General features: G+C 69.3%; 18 protein-coding genes. 9 read left to right on the top strand and 9 right to left on the bottom strand.

All coding sequences use genetic code 11. The features are described 5' to 3' along the window. Positions 1–43: 43 nt before the first annotated feature. The 4 genes from cpaB to ACTJLD_RS05975 all read right to left on the bottom strand — a co-directional run bounded on the left by cpaB (position 44) and on the right by ACTJLD_RS05975 (position 2,594). A complete protein-coding gene (gene cpaB, locus ACTJLD_RS05960; protein ID WP_440658286.1) occupies positions 44–1,063 on the bottom strand; it encodes a Flp pilus assembly protein CpaB in 1,020 nt (339 codons plus the stop codon). Positions 1,064–1,083: 20 nt separating this feature from the next. After that, on the bottom strand, positions 1,084–1,557 hold the full coding sequence (locus ACTJLD_RS05965; protein ID WP_124841013.1) for an A24 family peptidase: 474 nt from the start codon (positions 1,555–1,557) through the stop codon (positions 1,084–1,086). Positions 1,558–1,647: 90 nt separating this feature from the next. Beyond that, positions 1,648–1,830: a Flp family type IVb pilin gene (locus tag ACTJLD_RS05970; protein WP_027791205.1), complete on the bottom strand. Its 183-nt coding sequence runs from the start codon at positions 1,828–1,830 to the stop codon at positions 1,648–1,650. A 344-nt stretch (positions 1,831–2,174) separates the two neighbouring features. Further along, positions 2,175–2,594 (bottom strand): hypothetical protein, encoded by a 420-nt coding sequence (locus ACTJLD_RS05975; RefSeq protein WP_440658289.1) that lies wholly within the window; start codon positions 2,592–2,594, stop codon positions 2,175–2,177. A 99-nt stretch (positions 2,595–2,693) separates the two neighbouring features. On the opposite strand from ACTJLD_RS05975, the gene ACTJLD_RS05980 reads away from it, so the two are divergent. From ACTJLD_RS05980 to ACTJLD_RS06005, 6 genes are all read left to right on the top strand, one after another. Beyond that, positions 2,694–3,761: an ABC transporter substrate-binding protein gene (locus ACTJLD_RS05980; RefSeq protein WP_060194761.1), complete on the top strand. Its 1,068-nt coding sequence runs from the start codon at positions 2,694–2,696 to the stop codon at positions 3,759–3,761. A 14-nt stretch (positions 3,762–3,775) separates the two neighbouring features. Continuing rightward, entirely contained in the window at positions 3,776–4,627 is an 852-nt protein-coding gene (locus tag ACTJLD_RS05985) for an ABC transporter permease (RefSeq protein ID WP_059694215.1), read from the top strand. Between the two features lie 48 nt (positions 4,628–4,675). After that, positions 4,676–5,494, top strand: coding sequence for an ABC transporter permease (locus ACTJLD_RS05990; protein WP_440658292.1), 819 nt, complete (start codon positions 4,676–4,678; stop codon positions 5,492–5,494). Positions 5,495–5,527: 33 nt separating this feature from the next. Beyond that, a complete protein-coding gene (locus tag ACTJLD_RS05995) occupies positions 5,528–6,373 on the top strand; it encodes an ABC transporter ATP-binding protein (protein WP_021162897.1) in 846 nt (281 codons plus the stop codon). A gap of 148 nt (positions 6,374–6,521) precedes the next feature. Continuing rightward, a complete protein-coding gene (locus ACTJLD_RS06000; protein ID WP_027791201.1) occupies positions 6,522–7,475 on the top strand; it encodes a TauD/TfdA dioxygenase family protein in 954 nt (317 codons plus the stop codon). 156 nt (positions 7,476–7,631) lie between these two features. Next, positions 7,632–8,579 carry a TauD/TfdA dioxygenase family protein gene (locus tag ACTJLD_RS06005; protein WP_059649051.1) on the top strand — a complete coding sequence of 316 codons (948 nt, stop codon included), beginning with the start codon at positions 7,632–7,634 and terminating at the stop codon, positions 8,577–8,579. A 100-nt stretch (positions 8,580–8,679) separates the two neighbouring features. On the opposite strand, the gene ACTJLD_RS06010 is transcribed toward ACTJLD_RS06005, so the two are convergent. Next, positions 8,680–10,341 (bottom strand): ABC transporter substrate-binding protein, encoded by a 1,662-nt coding sequence (locus ACTJLD_RS06010; RefSeq protein ID WP_059684287.1) that lies wholly within the window; start codon positions 10,339–10,341, stop codon positions 8,680–8,682. A 265-nt stretch (positions 10,342–10,606) separates the two neighbouring features. Here ACTJLD_RS06010 and ACTJLD_RS06015 point away from each other — a divergent pair, with 265 nt between their 5' ends. After that, on the top strand, positions 10,607–11,014 hold the full coding sequence (locus ACTJLD_RS06015) for a DUF427 domain-containing protein (protein ID WP_440658295.1): 408 nt from the start codon (positions 10,607–10,609) through the stop codon (positions 11,012–11,014). Positions 11,015–11,356: 342 nt separating this feature from the next. Next, positions 11,357–12,349, top strand: coding sequence for a sulfonate ABC transporter substrate-binding protein (locus ACTJLD_RS06020; RefSeq protein ID WP_027791197.1), 993 nt, complete (start codon positions 11,357–11,359; stop codon positions 12,347–12,349). 36 nt (positions 12,350–12,385) lie between these two features. Here the strand turns inward: ACTJLD_RS06020 and ACTJLD_RS06025 are convergent, their stop codons facing one another. Then, complete coding sequence (locus ACTJLD_RS06025; protein ID WP_060085023.1) at positions 12,386–12,970, bottom strand: putative glycolipid-binding domain-containing protein; 585 nt, start codon at positions 12,968–12,970, stop codon at positions 12,386–12,388. A gap of 174 nt (positions 12,971–13,144) precedes the next feature. Between ACTJLD_RS06025 and ACTJLD_RS06030 the strand changes: the two genes are divergently transcribed. After that, a complete protein-coding gene (locus tag ACTJLD_RS06030; RefSeq protein WP_440658297.1) occupies positions 13,145–14,053 on the top strand; it encodes a LysR family transcriptional regulator in 909 nt (302 codons plus the stop codon). A 214-nt stretch (positions 14,054–14,267) separates the two neighbouring features. Here the strand turns inward: ACTJLD_RS06030 and ACTJLD_RS06035 are convergent, their stop codons facing one another. Genes ACTJLD_RS06035 through ACTJLD_RS06045 form a run of 3 tightly spaced genes read right to left on the bottom strand, consistent with a single transcriptional unit; the run spans position 14,268 to position 16,361 of the window. After that, positions 14,268–15,425: an iron-containing alcohol dehydrogenase gene (locus ACTJLD_RS06035; RefSeq protein WP_440658299.1), complete on the bottom strand. Its 1,158-nt coding sequence runs from the start codon at positions 15,423–15,425 to the stop codon at positions 14,268–14,270. Next, complete coding sequence (locus tag ACTJLD_RS06040) at positions 15,425–15,757, bottom strand: putative quinol monooxygenase (protein WP_321910310.1); 333 nt, start codon at positions 15,755–15,757, stop codon at positions 15,425–15,427. The genes ACTJLD_RS06035 and ACTJLD_RS06040 overlap by 1 nt, the downstream gene beginning before the upstream one ends. A 28-nt stretch (positions 15,758–15,785) precedes the next feature. Next, complete coding sequence (locus ACTJLD_RS06045) at positions 15,786–16,361, bottom strand: glycerol-3-phosphate responsive antiterminator (RefSeq protein ID WP_437264524.1); 576 nt, start codon at positions 16,359–16,361, stop codon at positions 15,786–15,788. Positions 16,362–16,363: the final 2 nt, after the last annotated feature.

Raw genomic sequence — 16,363 nt, forward strand, 5'->3', positions numbered from 1 at the left:
TCAAATGCCGGCCGCCGGACGGACGGCCCGAATCGTCAATCCGTCACTGCACCGTCGCTCCCGGCGGCGGCGCACCCGCCTGCGCCGCGACATTGGCACCGCCCGGTGCCGCGGGCATCGCCGGCCACGACGGCAGCCCGGACGGCAGCGGCGGCAGGCCCGGCATGCCGGTTCCGCCGCCGTGCGATCCGTCGTCGACCGACGAACCGCGATAGATCACGACCGCGTTGTTCCGCCACGCCGGCCGCGCGCCCGCATCCGGCCCGGCGGACGGCTCGCGTGCGGTCTCGCGCGCCGCGCGCGACACGTCGCCGGCCCACACCGGCTGGGTATCGACCTCCTGCTCGTCGCCGCCCGCCGGCTGCCGCCGGTCGCTCGTCGCGAAGCTGCGCAGCGCGAGCGACAGCGAGCCGAGGCGGGTCGCCACCAGCACGACCTGCGCGGTGCGCGGCGCGACCTCGAGCGTGACCGTGCGCGCACGCGCCGTCGCGTCCGGCGCACTCGCGGGCGCCTTCGCGCGCTGGAATTCGGAACCGACCGCGAGCACGCGCGCGCGCCGCACCACCGTCTCCGCTTCGAACGTGCCCGGCGACGTCGCCGAGCCGCCGATCTGCTGCGTCAGCAACACGTCGACGAAGTCGCCCGGCTGGATCAGCCCCGCGTTGCCCGACACGTCGTCGACCGGCACCGAGATCGCGCGCATGCCGGGTTGCAGCGCGGCCGCGAGAAAATCCGGCGCGCCGGCCGGAATCACGTTCTCGACGCGAATCGGCGCGCCCGCGCCCACGTGGTTGCGCAGCAGCGCGCCCTTCAGGTCCGCGCCCGGCTGCGACTCGACGAACGCGCCGGCCGGCACCTGCGCGCGCGGCATGCGCTTCCACGCGAGATCGTTGTCGCGCAGCAGCAGCCCTTCCGGCAGGTCGGCGGCGGCGACCCGCACGCGCGCCTGATCCGTTTCGGCGGGCACCGACGGCGTCGATGCGGCGACGTATAGTTCGCGCAGGATGAACGCACCGATGCCGGCGGCAACGACGAGCACGGCCATTCTCAGCGGTTTGGGCATGGCGGCGTGCGTCCCCCGGGCTAGGTAAGCGAAACCGTGTGTGGAAACGACGCCCAGACGGCCAGCGTGCCGCCGAGCGCAAGCGCCACGCCGTACGGCACGCCGCGCGCGTCGATCGCGTGCACCGGCGTGGCGCGCCGCGACCGCGATACCAGCAACGCGACGCCGCACAGGGCACCGCCCGCGCCGACACTCGCCAGCACCGGAAACACCAGCGCCGGGCCGGCCCACAGGCATACCGCCGCCGCCAGCTTGACGTCGCCGCCGCCGATCCAGCCCGCGTGACGCATTGCGCCGAACAGCAGCAGCATCGCCGCGCCGATCGCGACATGCCCGGCCAGCGGCGCGAAGCCGTCGTGCGTGAGCGCCGCCGCGACGAAATACAGCGCCGCGAACGCGAGCACCACGCGATTGGACAGCCGCCGGTCGCGCAGATCCTGCGCGGCGAGCGAAGCCAGCAAGACCGTGGCCACCGACTGCACGAGCGTGAGCATGGGAGAGCCGTCCGTCGACACGCACCGGCCGCGGATACGTTCTACCGCTGCGGATTCCGGTGTTCGTCGGTGGCGCGCGGGTTCAGCGGATCAGATCAGGCTCGTCACCTTGTTGATCAGCGTCGTGAATATGCTCGGCAAGCCGCCGGTGTTGCTGCTGAGGATCACGCCGACCGCCGCCAGCGCGACCACGACGATGCCGGCCAGCACTGCGTATTCGAGCGAGCTGACGCCGCGTTCGTCACGCAGCAGGGACTTGACGTATTGCAGCATGGCAACCTCCGTGTAACGGGTCGGTGACCGACCGTTGAACGCAAAGACGCACCCTTGCTCCGGCGGTTGCGCAGGACCTTCGCCCATTGCGATGCCTGCGGGCGACCCTGGCACTGGGTCGTTCGCATCCCCCGGAATACTCTCGATCGCGACAACACGCGGCGCGCAACGATGACTTCGACCGTTGCATGCCCGCATCCATGGTGCGGTCTTCCCGCACGATGCAACCACGCTGATTCGTCTAGGGTATAGACAATTTTTCAGGCGAATTCAAATGATTTGGCGTCGGAGTGCATTTATGGATTTCATGCTGCAACGATGAATGCCATATCGCTCATTTGCCTTCATTTTTCTCGCGGTATTTCGCATGGTTCACATATCTGAACAGGCATTGCCACTGTTGCGGCGCATGATTTTCCGGCCGGCCGCCGAACCGTTTCCATTCGATTTATCAGCATGCCGGATCGATCGACAGCGGCTCGCTTCTCCTTATCCGGCCTGACTTTCCGGCAAAATTGACCGGCCCGCATCGCATTTCCCCGATTACCGGCCTCCGTCTTTCCGCCCGGATTCGTCCAGCGATCCTCATGCGAATCCATCCACGTCGCCATTGCGATGTTCAAATCGACGATTGCCCGATTCGGCATCCGGTCGCAATCGACATGATGGGAATCCTGAATGAATCTCCAATGCATGTGAATGCGGTTCTCCGCCGCAAAGAACGGAGCGCGCGGCGCGGCAACCCGCAAGGCGGCGATAAGCATAGTTCAAATCGTTTCTTGTCCGGCCCCGGCACGTCATCGAGAATGCCCCGACGGGCTGCGGCCCGGCCTTGTTCCTCAACGTTCCGGACCCGTCGATTCATGCTTCCACTGCGCCTGCTGCGATCGCTGTTCATTGCGTCCCTCATTGCGTTGCCGGCCGCCGCCGCGCACGCCGACAAGCCCGCCACCATCCGCATCGGCGTCGCCCAGCAAGGCGCCGGCGATCCGCCGACGTTCGGCGGCTCAAGCCCCGCCACCGCGCAGTTGCAGCAACAGGTCGAAAAGGAGTTCGCGGCAGACGGCATCAAGGTGGAATGGCTGTTCTTCAAGGGCGCGGGGCCTGCCGTCAACGAGGCGATCGCCAACAAGGCGCTCGACTTCGCGTACCAGGGCGACCTGCCCGCCGTGCTCGCGCGTGCGAACGGAATCAAGACGCGCCTGCTGCTCGCCGCGAGCGTGCGCTCGGGCGTCAAGATCGCGGTGCCGCCCGACTCCACGATCCGCTCGATCAAGGACCTGAAGGACCGCCGCGTGTCGATCTTCCGCGGCACCAACCTGCAGCTCGTCGCCGACAATGCACTCGCGAAAAACGGCCTCGGCGAACGCGACCTGCGCGTGATCAACCTCGATGCCGCGAGCTCGCTCGCCGCGCTCGCGTCGAAAGGCATCGACGCGTCGGTGGGCGACTACCAGCTGTACAAGCTGCGCGACGCGGGGCTCGCGAAGATCATCTACGAATCGCAGAACGACGGCCCGCAGTTCACGCGCCAGACGCACCTGCTCGTGCTCGACGATTTCGACCGCGCGCATCCGGACATCGTGCAGCGTGTCGTCACCGCGATCGTGAAGAGCGCGCAATGGTCGTCCGACGAGGCGAACCGCGATGCGCTGTTCAAGCTGTGGGCGAAGAGCGGCGTGCCGGTTTCGTCGTGGCAGGCCGACTACGCGAACCAGCGCCTGAAGGACCGGTTGTCGCCGCTGATCGATCCGTTCTTCGTCGCGCGCTACAAGTCCGTCGCGCAGGATGCGCTCGCATTGAAACTGATTCGCCAGCCGGTCGACGTCGACGGCTGGTTCGAGCCGAAGTATCTCGACAACGCGCTGCGCACGCTGAAGCTCGAAAACTACTGGCAACGATACGACGCGGCCGGCAAGCCCCTTTCCTGACCCGGACTACCTCGATGAGCGACACCGCGTTTTCCGTCCCGTCATCCGACACTCGCCCGCCCGCCGCGCTCGCCGCGCAGCCGCACCCGGCGGCGCACGTGAAACGGTGGTCGTGGCGGCTCGCGCCGTGGCTGCTGCCCGCGCTGCTGTTCGCGCTGTGGAGCGTCGGCAGCGCGCGCGGCTGGATCGCGCCGCAGATCCTCCCGCCGCCGGAACGCGTGTTCGACGCGCTCGCGGATCTCGCGACGAGCGGCGATCTCGTGCGCCACACGCTGATCAGCCTGCAGCGCGTGCTGGTCGGGTTCGCCGCCGGCACGCTGCTCGGCTTCGCAACCGGCGTCGCGCTCGGCCTGTCGCGCACGCTGGAAGCCTACGTGCTGCCGAGCTTCAACGCGCTCGTGCAGATTCCGGTGCTCGGCTGGCTGCCGTTCCTGCTGCTGCTCGTCGGCGTCGGCGAACCGCTCAAGTACCTGCTGATCGCGCATGCGGCGCTCGTTCCCGTCACGCTGAGCACGCTGCAAGGGTTTCGCCAGACCCCGCCCGCGCTCGACGAAGTCGCGCGCGTATTCGGCTACACGCGCCGCCAGCGCATCGTGCACGTCGTGCTGCCCGCCGCGATCCCGACGCTCGCGACCGGCGTGCGGCTCGCGTTCACGAAGTCGTGGCTCGCGCTCGTCGTCGTGGAACTCGTCGCATCGTCCGAAGGGCTCGGCTACCTGATCGTGTACGGGCGGCAGCTGTTCCAGCTCGATCTCGTGATGGCCGCCGTGATCGTCGTCGGGGCGGTCGGCCTGCTGATCAACCGGCTGCTCGACGCGCTCGAGGCGCGCCTGCGCCGCGGCGTGCCGTCCGCCTTCCGGGGCTGAGCCACACACGATGCCCGCCCCGCCCGCGCAACCGAAGGAGATTCTCCCGTGACGCATTCCGCTTCGCCGGACGCCGCACCGCCGGCCGCCACGGCCGCCCGCCGCCTGCGTGCGCCCGACTGGCGCGGCTTCGTCCTGCCGCTCGTCGCGCTCGCGCTGTGGTGGGCCATCGCGTCCGCGCACCTCGTGAACAGCGGGCTGCTCGTCGGCCCGGCCGACGTGCTGCGCACCGCATGGGCACAAGCCTCGAGCGGCGCGCTCGGCCGCGCGCTGTCCGCGTCGCTTGCGCGCGAAGCCTGCGGTTTCGCGATCGGCGCGGCCGGCGGGCTGCTGCTCGGAACCGCGCTCGGGTTGTCGCGCCTCGCCGCGCGGATGGTCGGCCCGAGCTTCGACACGTTCAAGCAGATCTCGCTGTTCGCGTGGATTCCGCTGATTTCCGTATGGTTCGGCCTCGGCGACGTCGCCAAGGTCGTGTTCCTGTCGCTCGCCGCGCTGCTGCCCGTTGCCGCGCACACCTGCGACGGCATTCATGCGGTGCCGCGCGCGTATGTCGACGTCGCCCGCGCGCTGCGCTACTCGCGGCTCCAGCTCGTGCGCCACGTGATCCTGCCGGCCGCGCTGCCGTCGATCTTCACCGGGCTGTATCTCGGCCTGATCTATTCGTGGCTCGCGACGCTCGGCGCCGAATACCTGCTGGTCGCCGGCAGCGGGATCGGCAACACGCTGATCGACGGCAGCGAGCAGTTCCGGATGGATCTCGTGCTGTTCGGGATCATCGTCGTCAGCGTGACCGGCTGGGCCCTGAACGCGATCGCACGCGCGATCGAGCGCAAGGTGCTGGCCCGGCGCGGCGACCTGCCGCGCTGATCGCCCTTTCCTTCCCCCTTCCTCAGACCTGCCATGACGACCCTCGCCTCCGATTCGCTCGACATCCTCCACGTGAGCAAGCACTACGCGCAACGCGGCGCCGCGCTCGCCGTGCTCGACGACGTGTCGCTGCACGTGCGCGCCGGCGAGTTCGTCACGATCGTCGGCGCGAGCGGCTGCGGCAAGTCGACGCTGCTGCGCCTGATCGCCGGGCTCGACACCGACTACGCGGGCGAGATCCGTGCCGGTGCCGAACGCGTACGCGACACGTCGCTGCAGCGCGGGATCGTGTTCCAGGATCACCGGCTGTTCCCGTGGCTGACCGTCGCGCAGAACATCGAGGCGGCGCTGCGCAACGCGCCGCTCGACGCGGCCGCGAAGCGCCGCGCGGTCGCCGATCACGTCGCGCTCGTCGGGCTGAACGGCTTCGAGCATGCGTATCCGAACCAGTTGTCGGGCGGGATGGCGCAGCGCGTCGCGATCGCACGCGGCCTCGTGAACCGCCCGCGCGTGCTGCTGCTCGACGAGCCGTTCGGCGCGCTCGACGCGCAGACGCGCGCGCGGATGCAGAACGAGCTGCTGCGCATCTGGGAACAGGAGCGCATCACGATGATCCTCGTCACGCACGACGTCGACGAAGCCGTGTATCTCGGCGACCGTGTCGTGACGATGGCGCCGCGCCCGGGCCGCATCGAGCGCATCGTCGACGTCGCGCTGCCGCGCCCGCGCCGGCGCGATTCACCGGAATTCGCGCGGCTGCGCGACACCGTGCTCGCCGGTTTCGACGACGGCGAACCGCCGGGCGACGATCACCCGCGCGGCAAGCGTATCGACCCGCCGCGCCCGCACCGGATCGGCGAATGGCGGCTTGCGTGGTAGCACGCATGGCGCTTCGATTTGCTCAGCACGACGACGCATATCGATCGTCGCCGCGCGCACGCTAAGGTTGTGACGATTCATCGGTTCCGGTTGCGCACGGTCCCTGCTTGAATGGAGACTCGACCGACCCGACTCCAGGAGACTCCCGATGTCCGAAGTCCAGCACGCCGCTCACCCGTCTTCGCATGCTTCGCACGCCGCGCCGCGCACGGCCGCCACCCCGCTCCAGCTTCGCCAGGTCGCCGGCCGGATCGGCGCCGAGATCGCCGGCGTGCGGCTGTCGGGCACGCTCGACGACGCGACGTTCGACGCGATCCAGGCCGCGCTGCTGCGCCACAAGGTGCTGTTCTTCCGTGGCCAGCACCACCTCGACGACACCGCGCAGGAAGCGTTCGCACGCCGCTTCGGCGAGACCGTCGCCCACCCGACCGTGCCGTCCGTCGACGGCAGCGCGCACCTGCTCGAACTCGATTCCGCACACGGCGCGCGCGCCAATTCGTGGCACACCGACGTGACGTTCGTCGATGCGTACCCGAAGGTCTCGATCCTGCGCGCGGTCGTGATTCCGCCGTTCGGCGGCGATACCGTGTGGGCCAACACGGCCGCCGCCTACGCGAACCTGCCCGACCCGCTGCGCGCGCTCGCCGACACGCTGTGGGCGCTGCATACGAACGCGTACGACTACGCGTCGACGCACGTGCATGCCGACGCTGCGCAACTGAAGCGCTACCGCGAAGTGTTCACGTCGACCGTCTACGAAACCGAGCACCCGGTCGTGCGCGTCCATCCGGAAACCGGCGAACGTACGCTCGTGCTCGGGCATTTCGTGCAGCGGCTCAAGGGGCTGTCGGCGCAGGATTCCGCGCACCTGCTGCAGGTATTCCACGAGCATGTGACGCGTCTCGAGAACACCGTGCGCTGGAACTGGCAGGAAGGCGACGTCGCGATCTGGGACAACCGCGCGACGCAGCACTACGCGATCAACGACTACGGCGATGCGCGCCGTGTCGTGCGCCGCGCGACCGTGCACGGCGACGTGCCGGTCGGCATCGACGGCCGCCGGAGCGTCGTGCTGAAGGGGCCGGGCGCGACGCTGCAATAACGCCCGCGTCACGCGGCGGCGCCGTTCCGTGCGCGCCGCCGCACCTGCCTCCTCCGCCACCGGACACCCGACCATGCCCTTCCCGCCACCGGACCGACGCACGCACGCGCAACGATGTCGGCCCCGCACCCCGTTCACTTCCGCCAGGAGCGTCGCATGAGCGCCTTACTCGAACCCGCCGCCGAGCCGATCGACGTGATCCCGCTGTCCGCCCATATCGGTGCGGAAATACGCGGCGTCGACCTCACGCAACCGTTGACCACGCCGCAGATCTCGGCGATTCGCGCCGCGCTGCTGAAATGGCGCGTCATCTTCTTCCGCGAGCAGTTCCTCACGCACGAGCAGCACGTCGCGTTCTCCGCGCAGTTCGGCGAGCCGACGGTCGGCCACCCGGTGTTCGGGCACGTCGACGGGCATCCCGCCGTGTACTCGATCGCGAAACACCGCAAGGCCACCCGTTTCGAAGGCGAACCGGTGCGCCGGCCGTGGACCGGCTGGCACACCGACGTGACGGCCGCGGTGAACCCGCCGTGGGCATCGATCCTGCGCGGCGTGACGATCCCGCCTTACGGCGGCGACACGCACTGGACCAACCTCGTGCGCGCGTACGAAACGCTGTCCGCGCCGCTGCGCGGCTTCGTCGACGGCCTGCGCGGCCTTCATCGCTTCACGCCGCCGGCCGGCGCGCGCGCAACCGATGCGTTCGACGACGCGGTCGAACGCCGCCCGCTCGTCACCGAGCATCCGCTCGTGCGCGTGCACCCGGAGACCGGCGAACGCGCGCTGTACGTGAGCCCGAGCTTCCTGAAATCGATCGTCGGGCTGACGCCGCGCGAGAGCCAGGCCCTGCTCGAACTGCTGTGGGAACACGTGACGCGGCCTGAATTCACGATCCGCTTCAAGTGGGAGCCGCGCAGCATCGCGTTCTGGGACAACCGCGCGACCGCCCACCTCGCGCCGGTCGACATCTTCGATCTCGACTTCGACCGCCAGCTCTATCGCACGACGCTCACCGGCGACGTGCCGGTCGGCCCCGACGGCCGGCCGTCGGTTGCGCTCGAAGGCTCGCCGGTCGAGGCCGCGGCGGCGGTCGCGCTCAACTGAACCGGCGGCAGCCGGCGCACCGCGGCGCGCCGGCCTTTCCGTCACTTCCGTCACGTCACGCCGATGAATGCGCGGGCCGCGCGTGTGCGCGGCCCGTCCGTCAATCCAGCCAGACCCCGTCGAAACGGTGCCCGCCGAGCGGCGAGAACGTCAGCCCGTGCACGCGCTTGGACACGGGCAGCGACACGATCGACGTCGCGATCGGCGTGAACGGCACCTGGTCCTTGAACACGACCTGCGCCTGTTCGTACAGCGCCGTGCGTTTCGCGACGTCCGCATTGGAACGCGCGGCGTCCACCAGCCGTTCGAAATCCTGGTTGCACCATTTCGCGAGATTGCTGCCGTGCACCGCGTCGCAACCGAGCAGCGTGCCGAGCCAGTTGTCGGGATCGCCGTTGTCGCCCGACCAGCCGTACAGGATCGCGTCGTGCTGCCCTTCGAGCTTCGCGCGGCGGTTGTATTCGCCCCATTCGTAGCTGACGATCTTCGCGCGCACGCCGATCTTCGCCCAGTCCTGCTGGATCAACTGCGCCATCAGCTGCGCATTCGGGTTGTACGGGCGCTGCACGGGCATCGCCCACAGCGTGAGGTCGAAGCCGTTCGGGAAACCGGCCTGCGCGAGCAGCGCCTTCGCGGCCGCCGGATCGCGCGGCGCATCCTTCAGGCGCGGGTTGTACGACCATTGCGCGGGCGGCATCGGGTTCGTCGCGATCTTCGCGTCGCCGTTGAACACGGTCTTCACGATCGCCGACTTGTCGATCGCGATGTCGAGCGCGCGCCGCACGTCGACGCGATCGAGCGGCGCATGCTGCGTGTTGTACGCGACGAAGCCGACGTTGAAACCCATTCCCGAGAACAACGACAGCTTCGGGTCGCGCCGCACCGTGTCGAGGTCGGCTGGCCGCGGGAACACCGATACCTGGCATTCGCCGGACACCAGCTTCTGCAGGCGCGCGGCCGGATCGGGCGTGATCGCGAACACGAGACGGGCGAGCTTCACGTCGTCCGGCTTCCAGTAGTCCGGATTCGCGTCGTAGCGGATCAGCGCGTCCTTCTGGTACGTGCGCAGCAGGAACGGCCCCGTGCCGACCGGGAACTGGTTGATGTCGGCCTCGCGGTGACGCGCCGCGAGCTGCGACGCGTACTCGGCCGACAGGATCGACGCGAACGCCATCGCGAGATTGCGCACGAACACGACGTCGGGCGTCTTCAGGACGAAGCGCACCGTGTAGTCGTCGACCTTGTCGATGCGTTCGATGTTGCGGTCGAAACCGAGGTCGCTGAAATACGGGAAGCTGACCGGATAGGCCTTGCGGAACGGATCGTCCCGATCGAGCATCCGGCGGAAGGTGAACACGACATCGTCGGCCTGGAACGGCCGCGTCGGCTTGAACCACGCGGTCGTCTGGAACTTCACGCCGCGCCGCAAATGGAACGTGATCGTGCGCTGGTCGGGCGACACGTCCCAGCTCGTCGCGAGCGACGGTTCGAGATCGAGCGTGCCGCGTTTGAACTGCACGAGCCCGTTGTAGATCGTGAACGTGCTCGCGTCGAAATCGGTGCTCGTCGTGTGCTGGCCCGGATCGAAGCCGGCCGGGCTGCCTTCGGTGCAATACACGAGCGTCTTGCCGGCGGGCGCGGCCAGCGCCTGCGTGGCCGCGCCGGCGAGCAGCAGCGACGCCGCGATGCAGCGCAGGGCCGTCGCGGCGCGCGGCGGTTTCCGCACGCGAGGCGCGGCGGGCGAAACGAAAGAGGTCTTCATGGTGGCGGAATCGGTGGCTGTCATGCAAATGACGACGGCCGATCTTCGCGCGTCGCCCGCCGATCGCTTACCAATTAATTGCGCGTTGCTTATCGCTGGATCGGCATCCCGCCGCCGCGGCACGGGGATGTCCGTGCGAGCGTCGGGCACGTGGCGCGCGTGGTCTCTTCCGGCCCCGTGCAGGTTCGCCGAAATGGGCGCATCGTATCGGCTGGCCAACGCCGGCGCGCATCCCGTCGCGCCGCCGATTCCAGGAGGACACACCATGCCTGTCAGCCCCGATACGCCTGCTCGCCCGGTGAAGACGCCGGGCCCCGATCACCCGATCACGATCGAATCGCACCCGCGGCGGGTCGTGGTCAAGTCGGCCGGCCGGATCGTCGCCGACACGCGCCGCGCGCTGGCGCTGCGCGAAGCCGCCTACCCGGCCGTGCTCTACATCCCGCGCGAGGACGCCGACCTGACGCTGCTGCTGCGCACCGATCACGCGACCTACTGCCCGTACAAGGGCGACTGCGCGTACTACTCGATCCCGGTCGGCGGCGAACGCGCGGTCAATGCCGTCTGGACCTACGAGGCGCCCTATCCGGCCGTCGACGCGATCCGCGGGCACCTCGCGTTCTATCCGGATCGCGTCGATTCGATCGAGGAAAGCACGACCGGCTCCGATTGAGCGTCGCGGCAGCGGTTCAGGCAGCGGCTCGTCGCGCGCCGGGCGGCCACGCGTGCGAGGCGGCGATTTTTCCGGGGCGGCCTGCCATGCCGCCCCGTTCCGGCCGCGATTTGGCTCGTCGCCGCGGGTTTCTGCACTGATCGCCGGATCGAACGCCCGCAACGCGTCCACCGCTGATTTGCATATGCGCATTCGTTGGTTGGCCGCCAACGCAGGCGGACGTATCGTCACGAGTCCGGCGCGGGCCGGCCCGTGGCGTGCAGCGCCCGCATCCGGCCCCGCCCTGCGCCGACCGCGTCGCCTTTCGCGCGCGGCCCGCTCCTTCGCCCGCAGGACGCTTCGATGAACGACACACCGCACGCAGACGTTGAACCGACACCGGCGAACCCGCAGCGCCGCCAATGGCTGCAAGGCGCGGCCGCCGGGCTGGCCGGGCTCGCGCTCGGCCCGCTCGCCGGCCTGCCCGCGCACGCGCAAGACAGCGGCACGCGGCTGCGCGTCGGCTTCCAGAAATACGGCAACTTCGTCGTGCTCAAGGCACGCGGCACGCTGGAAAAGCGGCTCGCGAGCCAGGGCGTCACAGTGCAATGGCTCGAATTTCCGGCCGGCCCGCAATTGCTCGAGGGCCTGAACGCCGGCGCGATCGACGTCGGCACGGTCGGCGAGACGCCACCGATCTTCGCGCAGGCGGGCGGCGTCGATTTCGTCTACATCGGCAACGAGCCGCCCGCGCCGCAGGGCGAGGCGATCGTCGTGCTGCCCGATTCGCCGATCCGCAACGTCGCGCAGCTGCGCGGCAAGAAGGTGGCGTTCAACAAAGGCTCGAACGTCCACTACCTGCTCGTGAAGGCGCTCGAACACGCGGGCCTGACGTATGCCGACATCCAGCCGATCTACCTGACGCCCGCCGACGCGCGCGCCGCGTTCGTGCAACGCAACGTCGATGCGTGGGTGATCTGGGATCCGTACCTGGCCGCCGCAGAGCGGCAGATCGGCGCGCGCGTGATCGCGAACGGCGAAGGGCTCGTGCGCAATACGCAGTACTACCTCGCCGCACGAAAATACGCGGCCGCTCATCCGCAGGTGCTGCGCGCGCTGCTCGACGAAGTCGACGCGGTCGACCGCTGGGCACGCGACCACGTGGCGGAAGTCGCCGCGCAACTGTCGCCGCTCGTCGGCCTCGACGCGCCGACGCTCGAAGTCGCGCTCAAGCGCGCCGGTTATGGCGTGCAGCCGATCAGCGATGCGACGCTCGCGTATCAGCAGAACATCGCCGACGCGTTCAGCGCGCTGAAGCTGATTCCCGGCAAGCTGTCGGTGGCCAGCGCACGCTGATGCACTGCCGCCGACGCACGGCGCGGCACGCGTGCGTCAGCGCGCGGGAGCCGCGCCGATGCGCCGCCATTCGTCGTAGTCGGTGACGAGGCCCGCTTCGTCGACCGCGATATCGGCCGCATACGTGCCGCTTTCGTAGCGGTACACGTGTTCCGCCGTGCGGGTATAACGCTGCTCGCCGCGCACGAACTCGAATTCGGGGAAACGCAGCCACGCGGTATGGATCACGGCCGCCTCGCCGACGGCCAGCCCGAGCCGCCGGATCGGCAACGTGTTCGTCGACGGGCTGAAACCGAGATCGATATCGGTCGCGCCCGCGAGCGCCGGTACGTCGACGCCGTCGATCGTCCAGCGCCCTGCGTCGCACGCGATATCCCGCTGCCGTGGCGGCTGCGTGCCGCCCCACTGCGTGATGCGCGCCGCGCGCGTGAGCCAGTCGGCGCCGCACGAGACCGCGTAATCGACACGAAACGGCGCGCCGTCGATCGCGCCCGACACCGACCCCGACAAGCCGATACCCGTTCGCGACTCGACGAGCCTGCACCATTCGGCCGCCTGCCAGGTCTGCACGATCTGCCATGCGACGCAGCGCGTGCGCACCGCTTCATCCTGTCGCGTCATGTCATCGTCTCCAGTCGATCGCACGGAAGCCGATTGTCGCCCATCGCACCGGCGAACACACGCGGCTTGCGCAACCGATGGTCAGTATCGGGTCGCTCCACACCTTCAGTCAGCCGTGCTTTGGTACCATCCGTCGATCGGCATCAACCGGAACCGGACAAGGGGCGCGACTTCATGGATTTGCTGGCGACGATGCGCATCTACGTCAGGGTCGTCGAGCGCGGCACGATGTCCGGCGCGGCGCGCGATCTCGACATGGGCCAGCCGGCCGTCAGCGAGCGCATCGAACGGCTCGAGAAGCATCTCGGCACACGGCTCCTGATGCGCAGTGCGCGCACCCTCGTGTGCACGGAAGAAGGCCGGATCTTCTACGACCGCAGCAAGGCGCTGCTCGAAGCGGCCGACGATGCGGTCGCATCGGTCTCGAAGACGGAAACCGCGCTCGACGGCACGATCCGGCTCGCGGCGCCGCAATGCTTCGGCGAGGTCGTGCTGCCGGGCGTGCTGATGCATGTCCGCACCGCGTATCCGGGCCTGCACATCGATCTGGTCCTGAACGACGACATCGTCGATCCGGTCACGGAAGGCGTCGACATCTCGATCCGCGTCGGACAGCTCGGCGACGGCGGGTTCGTCGCGCACCCGGTCGGCGCGGTGAGCCGCCGGCTCGTCGCCGCGCCGTCGTATCTCGACCGGTGCGGCCCGATCGACACGGCGGCCGATCTGGCGAACCATCCGTTCATCCGCGTGAAAGGCGTCTTCGCGAGCGAACGGCTGCCCGTGCAGCACGACGGCGGCCCGCTCGAATACGCGCGCATCCGCACGATCATGACGACGAGCCACTGGCGGCCGATGTTCGACACGATCGCGGCGGGCGGCGGCATCGGCGTGGTCCAGCACCCGGCCTGCGCCGACGCGATCGCGGCCGGCACGCTCGTCGAGCTCCTGCCGCGCTACGCGATTCCCGACTTCGCGCTCAACGTGCTCGTCCACGCGCAGCGGCCGCTGCCGCCGCGCGTGCGGGCCGTCGTCGACCTGCTGAAGCAGGACATCCCGCCGCTGCTGGCCCGCCCTGCCCGCTGACGACGGCAGCCGCCGTCAAGCCTGCCGCGACTTCCCCGGTTCCTTCACGTGAGCGTCGAACGCGACGCATTGCTCGTCACGCCCGCGGGCCGGATGCGGGCTCGCGGCCGTTGCGCTCGCATGCGCATGCGGCGCGGCACGGCCCGCGCGGCGGGCGGCGCGCGCATCGCGACGTGAATGCATGGCGGGCGGCGCGACGCGCACGCCCGCCCCGTCACCACGCCTGCCGGTAAATCTCCAGCGCGTCGGCCTCCGTCACCTCGCGCGGATTGTTCACCAGCAGGCGCGTCTGCAGCATCGCGTCCGACGCCATCCTCGGCAGGTCGCCCTCGCCGATACCGACCTCGCGCAGCGTGCGCGGAATGCCCGTCGCGGCGATCAGCCGGTCGATCTCGCCGATCAGCGCGTGCGTACGCGCTTCGTCGCTGCCCGTCGCCGACGGCGCGACAATCGCCGCGAGTTCCGCATACAGCGGTGCGGCGGCCGGTGCGTTGAAACGCAGCACGTGCGGCAGCACGAGCGCATTCGACAGCCCGTGCGGCACATGGAAGATCCCGCCGACCGGATAGGCCAGCGCGTGCACGGCCGCAACCGGCGCATTCGCGAACGCCTGCCCCGCGAACATCGCGCCGACCAGCATCGCCTCGCGCGCGTGGCGGTCGTGGCCGTCGTCGCACGCCGCAAGCAGGTTGCGCGACAGCAGCGTCAGCGCGTGCACGGCCAGCATGTCGGACACCGGGTTCTTCAGCCGCGCGGACGTGTAGGCCTCGATCGCATGCACCATCGCGTCGATGCCCGTCGCGGCCGTCGCCGCGCGCGGCAGGCCGAGCGTCAGTTCGGCGTCGAGGATCGCGACATCGGCGAACAGGTGCGGCGACACGACGCCCATCTTGCGCGCCTCGCCGACCGTGACGATCGACACGGCCGTCACTTCGGAGCCCGTGCCGGCCGTCGTCGGCATCTGCACGAGCCGCAGCCGCGCGCTCGTGACCTTGTCGACGCCGTACATGTCGGCCAGCGCCTGCTGCCCGGGCACGAGCACCGCGATCAGCTTCGCGACGTCCATCGACGATCCGCCGCCCAGGCCGAGCACGATCTCCGCATCGGCCGCGACGGCCCGCTCGGTCGCGTCGAGCACCACCTGCTCGGGCGGATCGGCGATCACGTCGTCGATCACGGTGACCTGCCAGCCGTGCGCGGCGAGGCTCTCCAGCGCCGGCGCGAGCACGCCGCTGCGATGCAGGAACGCATCGGTGACGACGCACAGCCGCACGAGCGCCGGAAAGCGTTCACGCAACAACGCGCCGAGCCGGCGCGCGGCGCCGAATTCGACGACCTGCGTCGGCACGGTGCGGAATTGAAACGGGTTCATCAGGCACCTCCCGGCGACGTCGCCGTGCCGGTGTCCGGCTGCACCATGAAGCGCAACACGTCGCGGCGATCGAGCAACGGAAAGATCGCGCCGACACCGATCCGCTGGAAATGCGGCGTCTCCCGATGCACGTCGAGGCCGTCCGCATAGCGGTAGCGTTCGAGGATCACGATATGGTCGGGGTCCTCCGCCGACCGGAAATACGCGTAGTCGAGGTTCTGCGGCTCGGTGCGCGTCGCCGGCGCGAGTTCCGCGAGCAGTTCGAGCACGCGGTCGCCGTTGCCCGGTTTGGCGAAGAAATGCGCGATGACCTGAAGGTAGGGTTCGTTCATGTTGCGCTCCGTGTTTAACAGGAATCCGTCACGACGACGGGTCGAAATTCCACCACGCGCTGTCGCTCGTCGACACCGCGAGCGCGCCGTGCCGCCTCGCGCTGCGCACGTCGTCCGCATTGCCGACGAAGCCGGATGCAACGATCGGCGGCAGTGCCTGCCGGTCGGCTTCGCTCAGGTGCGCGAGCATCGGCGCGGGCATCAGTTGTACGAGGTTCGGATCGCTCTGCTCGATCGCCTTCATGCTGCGCGGCCATGTCGAACGGTCGGTCACGAACACCTTCTGCATCGTGATCAGCCCCGCGCGGTTCGCGCGCTGGATCGTCGCGACGCGCGTCGACACGAGGCTTGCGACACCGATATCGGCCAGATACTCGACGCCGCCCTTGTCCTGCGATAGCCCATCGCAGCTGTCGATGTTGACGATCACGAACTTGCCGGCCCGGGCGAGCGCCGCGACCACCGCCTGCAGGCGGCGCAGGTCGACGTTCGCGACGATGCCGACCTCGGCCGCGCTGTCGACGAAACTGTCGGCCTGCTCGGGGCCGTACAGCGTCGCGATGACGGGATGACGGGCGAGACGCGCGCCCAGCGACTTGTCCATGA

The sequence above is a fragment of the Burkholderia sp. 22088 genome (assembly GCF_052045915.1).
In the GTDB taxonomy this organism is placed as follows: domain Bacteria; phylum Pseudomonadota; class Gammaproteobacteria; order Burkholderiales; family Burkholderiaceae; genus Burkholderia; species Burkholderia cepacia.

What these genes read in the sequence shown, in the direction of transcription:
- ACTJLD_RS06040 (WP_321910310.1), bottom strand. Translation starts at nt 15,757, where the DNA reads ATGAACGAACCCTACCTTCAGGTCATCGCGCATTTCTTCGCCAAACCG.
- ACTJLD_RS06020 (WP_027791197.1), top strand. Translation starts at nt 11,357, where the DNA reads ATGAACGACACACCGCACGCAGACGTTGAACCGACACCGGCGAACCCG.
- ACTJLD_RS05995 (WP_021162897.1), top strand. Translation starts at nt 5,528, where the DNA reads ATGACGACCCTCGCCTCCGATTCGCTCGACATCCTCCACGTGAGCAAG.
- ACTJLD_RS06030 (WP_440658297.1), top strand. Translation starts at nt 13,145, where the DNA reads ATGGATTTGCTGGCGACGATGCGCATCTACGTCAGGGTCGTCGAGCGC.
- ACTJLD_RS05975 (WP_440658289.1), bottom strand. Translation starts at nt 2,594, where the DNA reads ATGCTTATCGCCGCCTTGCGGGTTGCCGCGCCGCGCGCTCCGTTCTTT.
- ACTJLD_RS06005 (WP_059649051.1), top strand. Translation starts at nt 7,632, where the DNA reads ATGAGCGCCTTACTCGAACCCGCCGCCGAGCCGATCGACGTGATCCCG.
- ACTJLD_RS05965 (WP_124841013.1), bottom strand. Translation starts at nt 1,557, where the DNA reads ATGCTCACGCTCGTGCAGTCGGTGGCCACGGTCTTGCTGGCTTCGCTC.
- cpaB (WP_440658286.1), bottom strand. Translation starts at nt 1,063, where the DNA reads ATGCCCAAACCGCTGAGAATGGCCGTGCTCGTCGTTGCCGCCGGCATC.
- ACTJLD_RS05985 (WP_059694215.1), top strand. Translation starts at nt 3,776, where the DNA reads ATGAGCGACACCGCGTTTTCCGTCCCGTCATCCGACACTCGCCCGCCC.
- ACTJLD_RS06025 (WP_060085023.1), bottom strand. Translation starts at nt 12,970, where the DNA reads ATGACGCGACAGGATGAAGCGGTGCGCACGCGCTGCGTCGCATGGCAG.
- ACTJLD_RS06035 (WP_440658299.1), bottom strand. Translation starts at nt 15,425, where the DNA reads ATGAACCCGTTTCAATTCCGCACCGTGCCGACGCAGGTCGTCGAATTC.
- ACTJLD_RS06045 (WP_437264524.1), bottom strand. Translation starts at nt 16,361, where the DNA reads ATGGACAAGTCGCTGGGCGCGCGTCTCGCCCGTCATCCCGTCATCGCG.
- ACTJLD_RS06010 (WP_059684287.1), bottom strand. Translation starts at nt 10,341, where the DNA reads ATGAAGACCTCTTTCGTTTCGCCCGCCGCGCCTCGCGTGCGGAAACCG.
- ACTJLD_RS05980 (WP_060194761.1), top strand. Translation starts at nt 2,694, where the DNA reads ATGCTTCCACTGCGCCTGCTGCGATCGCTGTTCATTGCGTCCCTCATT.
- ACTJLD_RS05970 (WP_027791205.1), bottom strand. Translation starts at nt 1,830, where the DNA reads ATGCTGCAATACGTCAAGTCCCTGCTGCGTGACGAACGCGGCGTCAGC.
- ACTJLD_RS06015 (WP_440658295.1), top strand. Translation starts at nt 10,607, where the DNA reads ATGCCTGTCAGCCCCGATACGCCTGCTCGCCCGGTGAAGACGCCGGGC.
- ACTJLD_RS06000 (WP_027791201.1), top strand. Translation starts at nt 6,522, where the DNA reads ATGTCCGAAGTCCAGCACGCCGCTCACCCGTCTTCGCATGCTTCGCAC.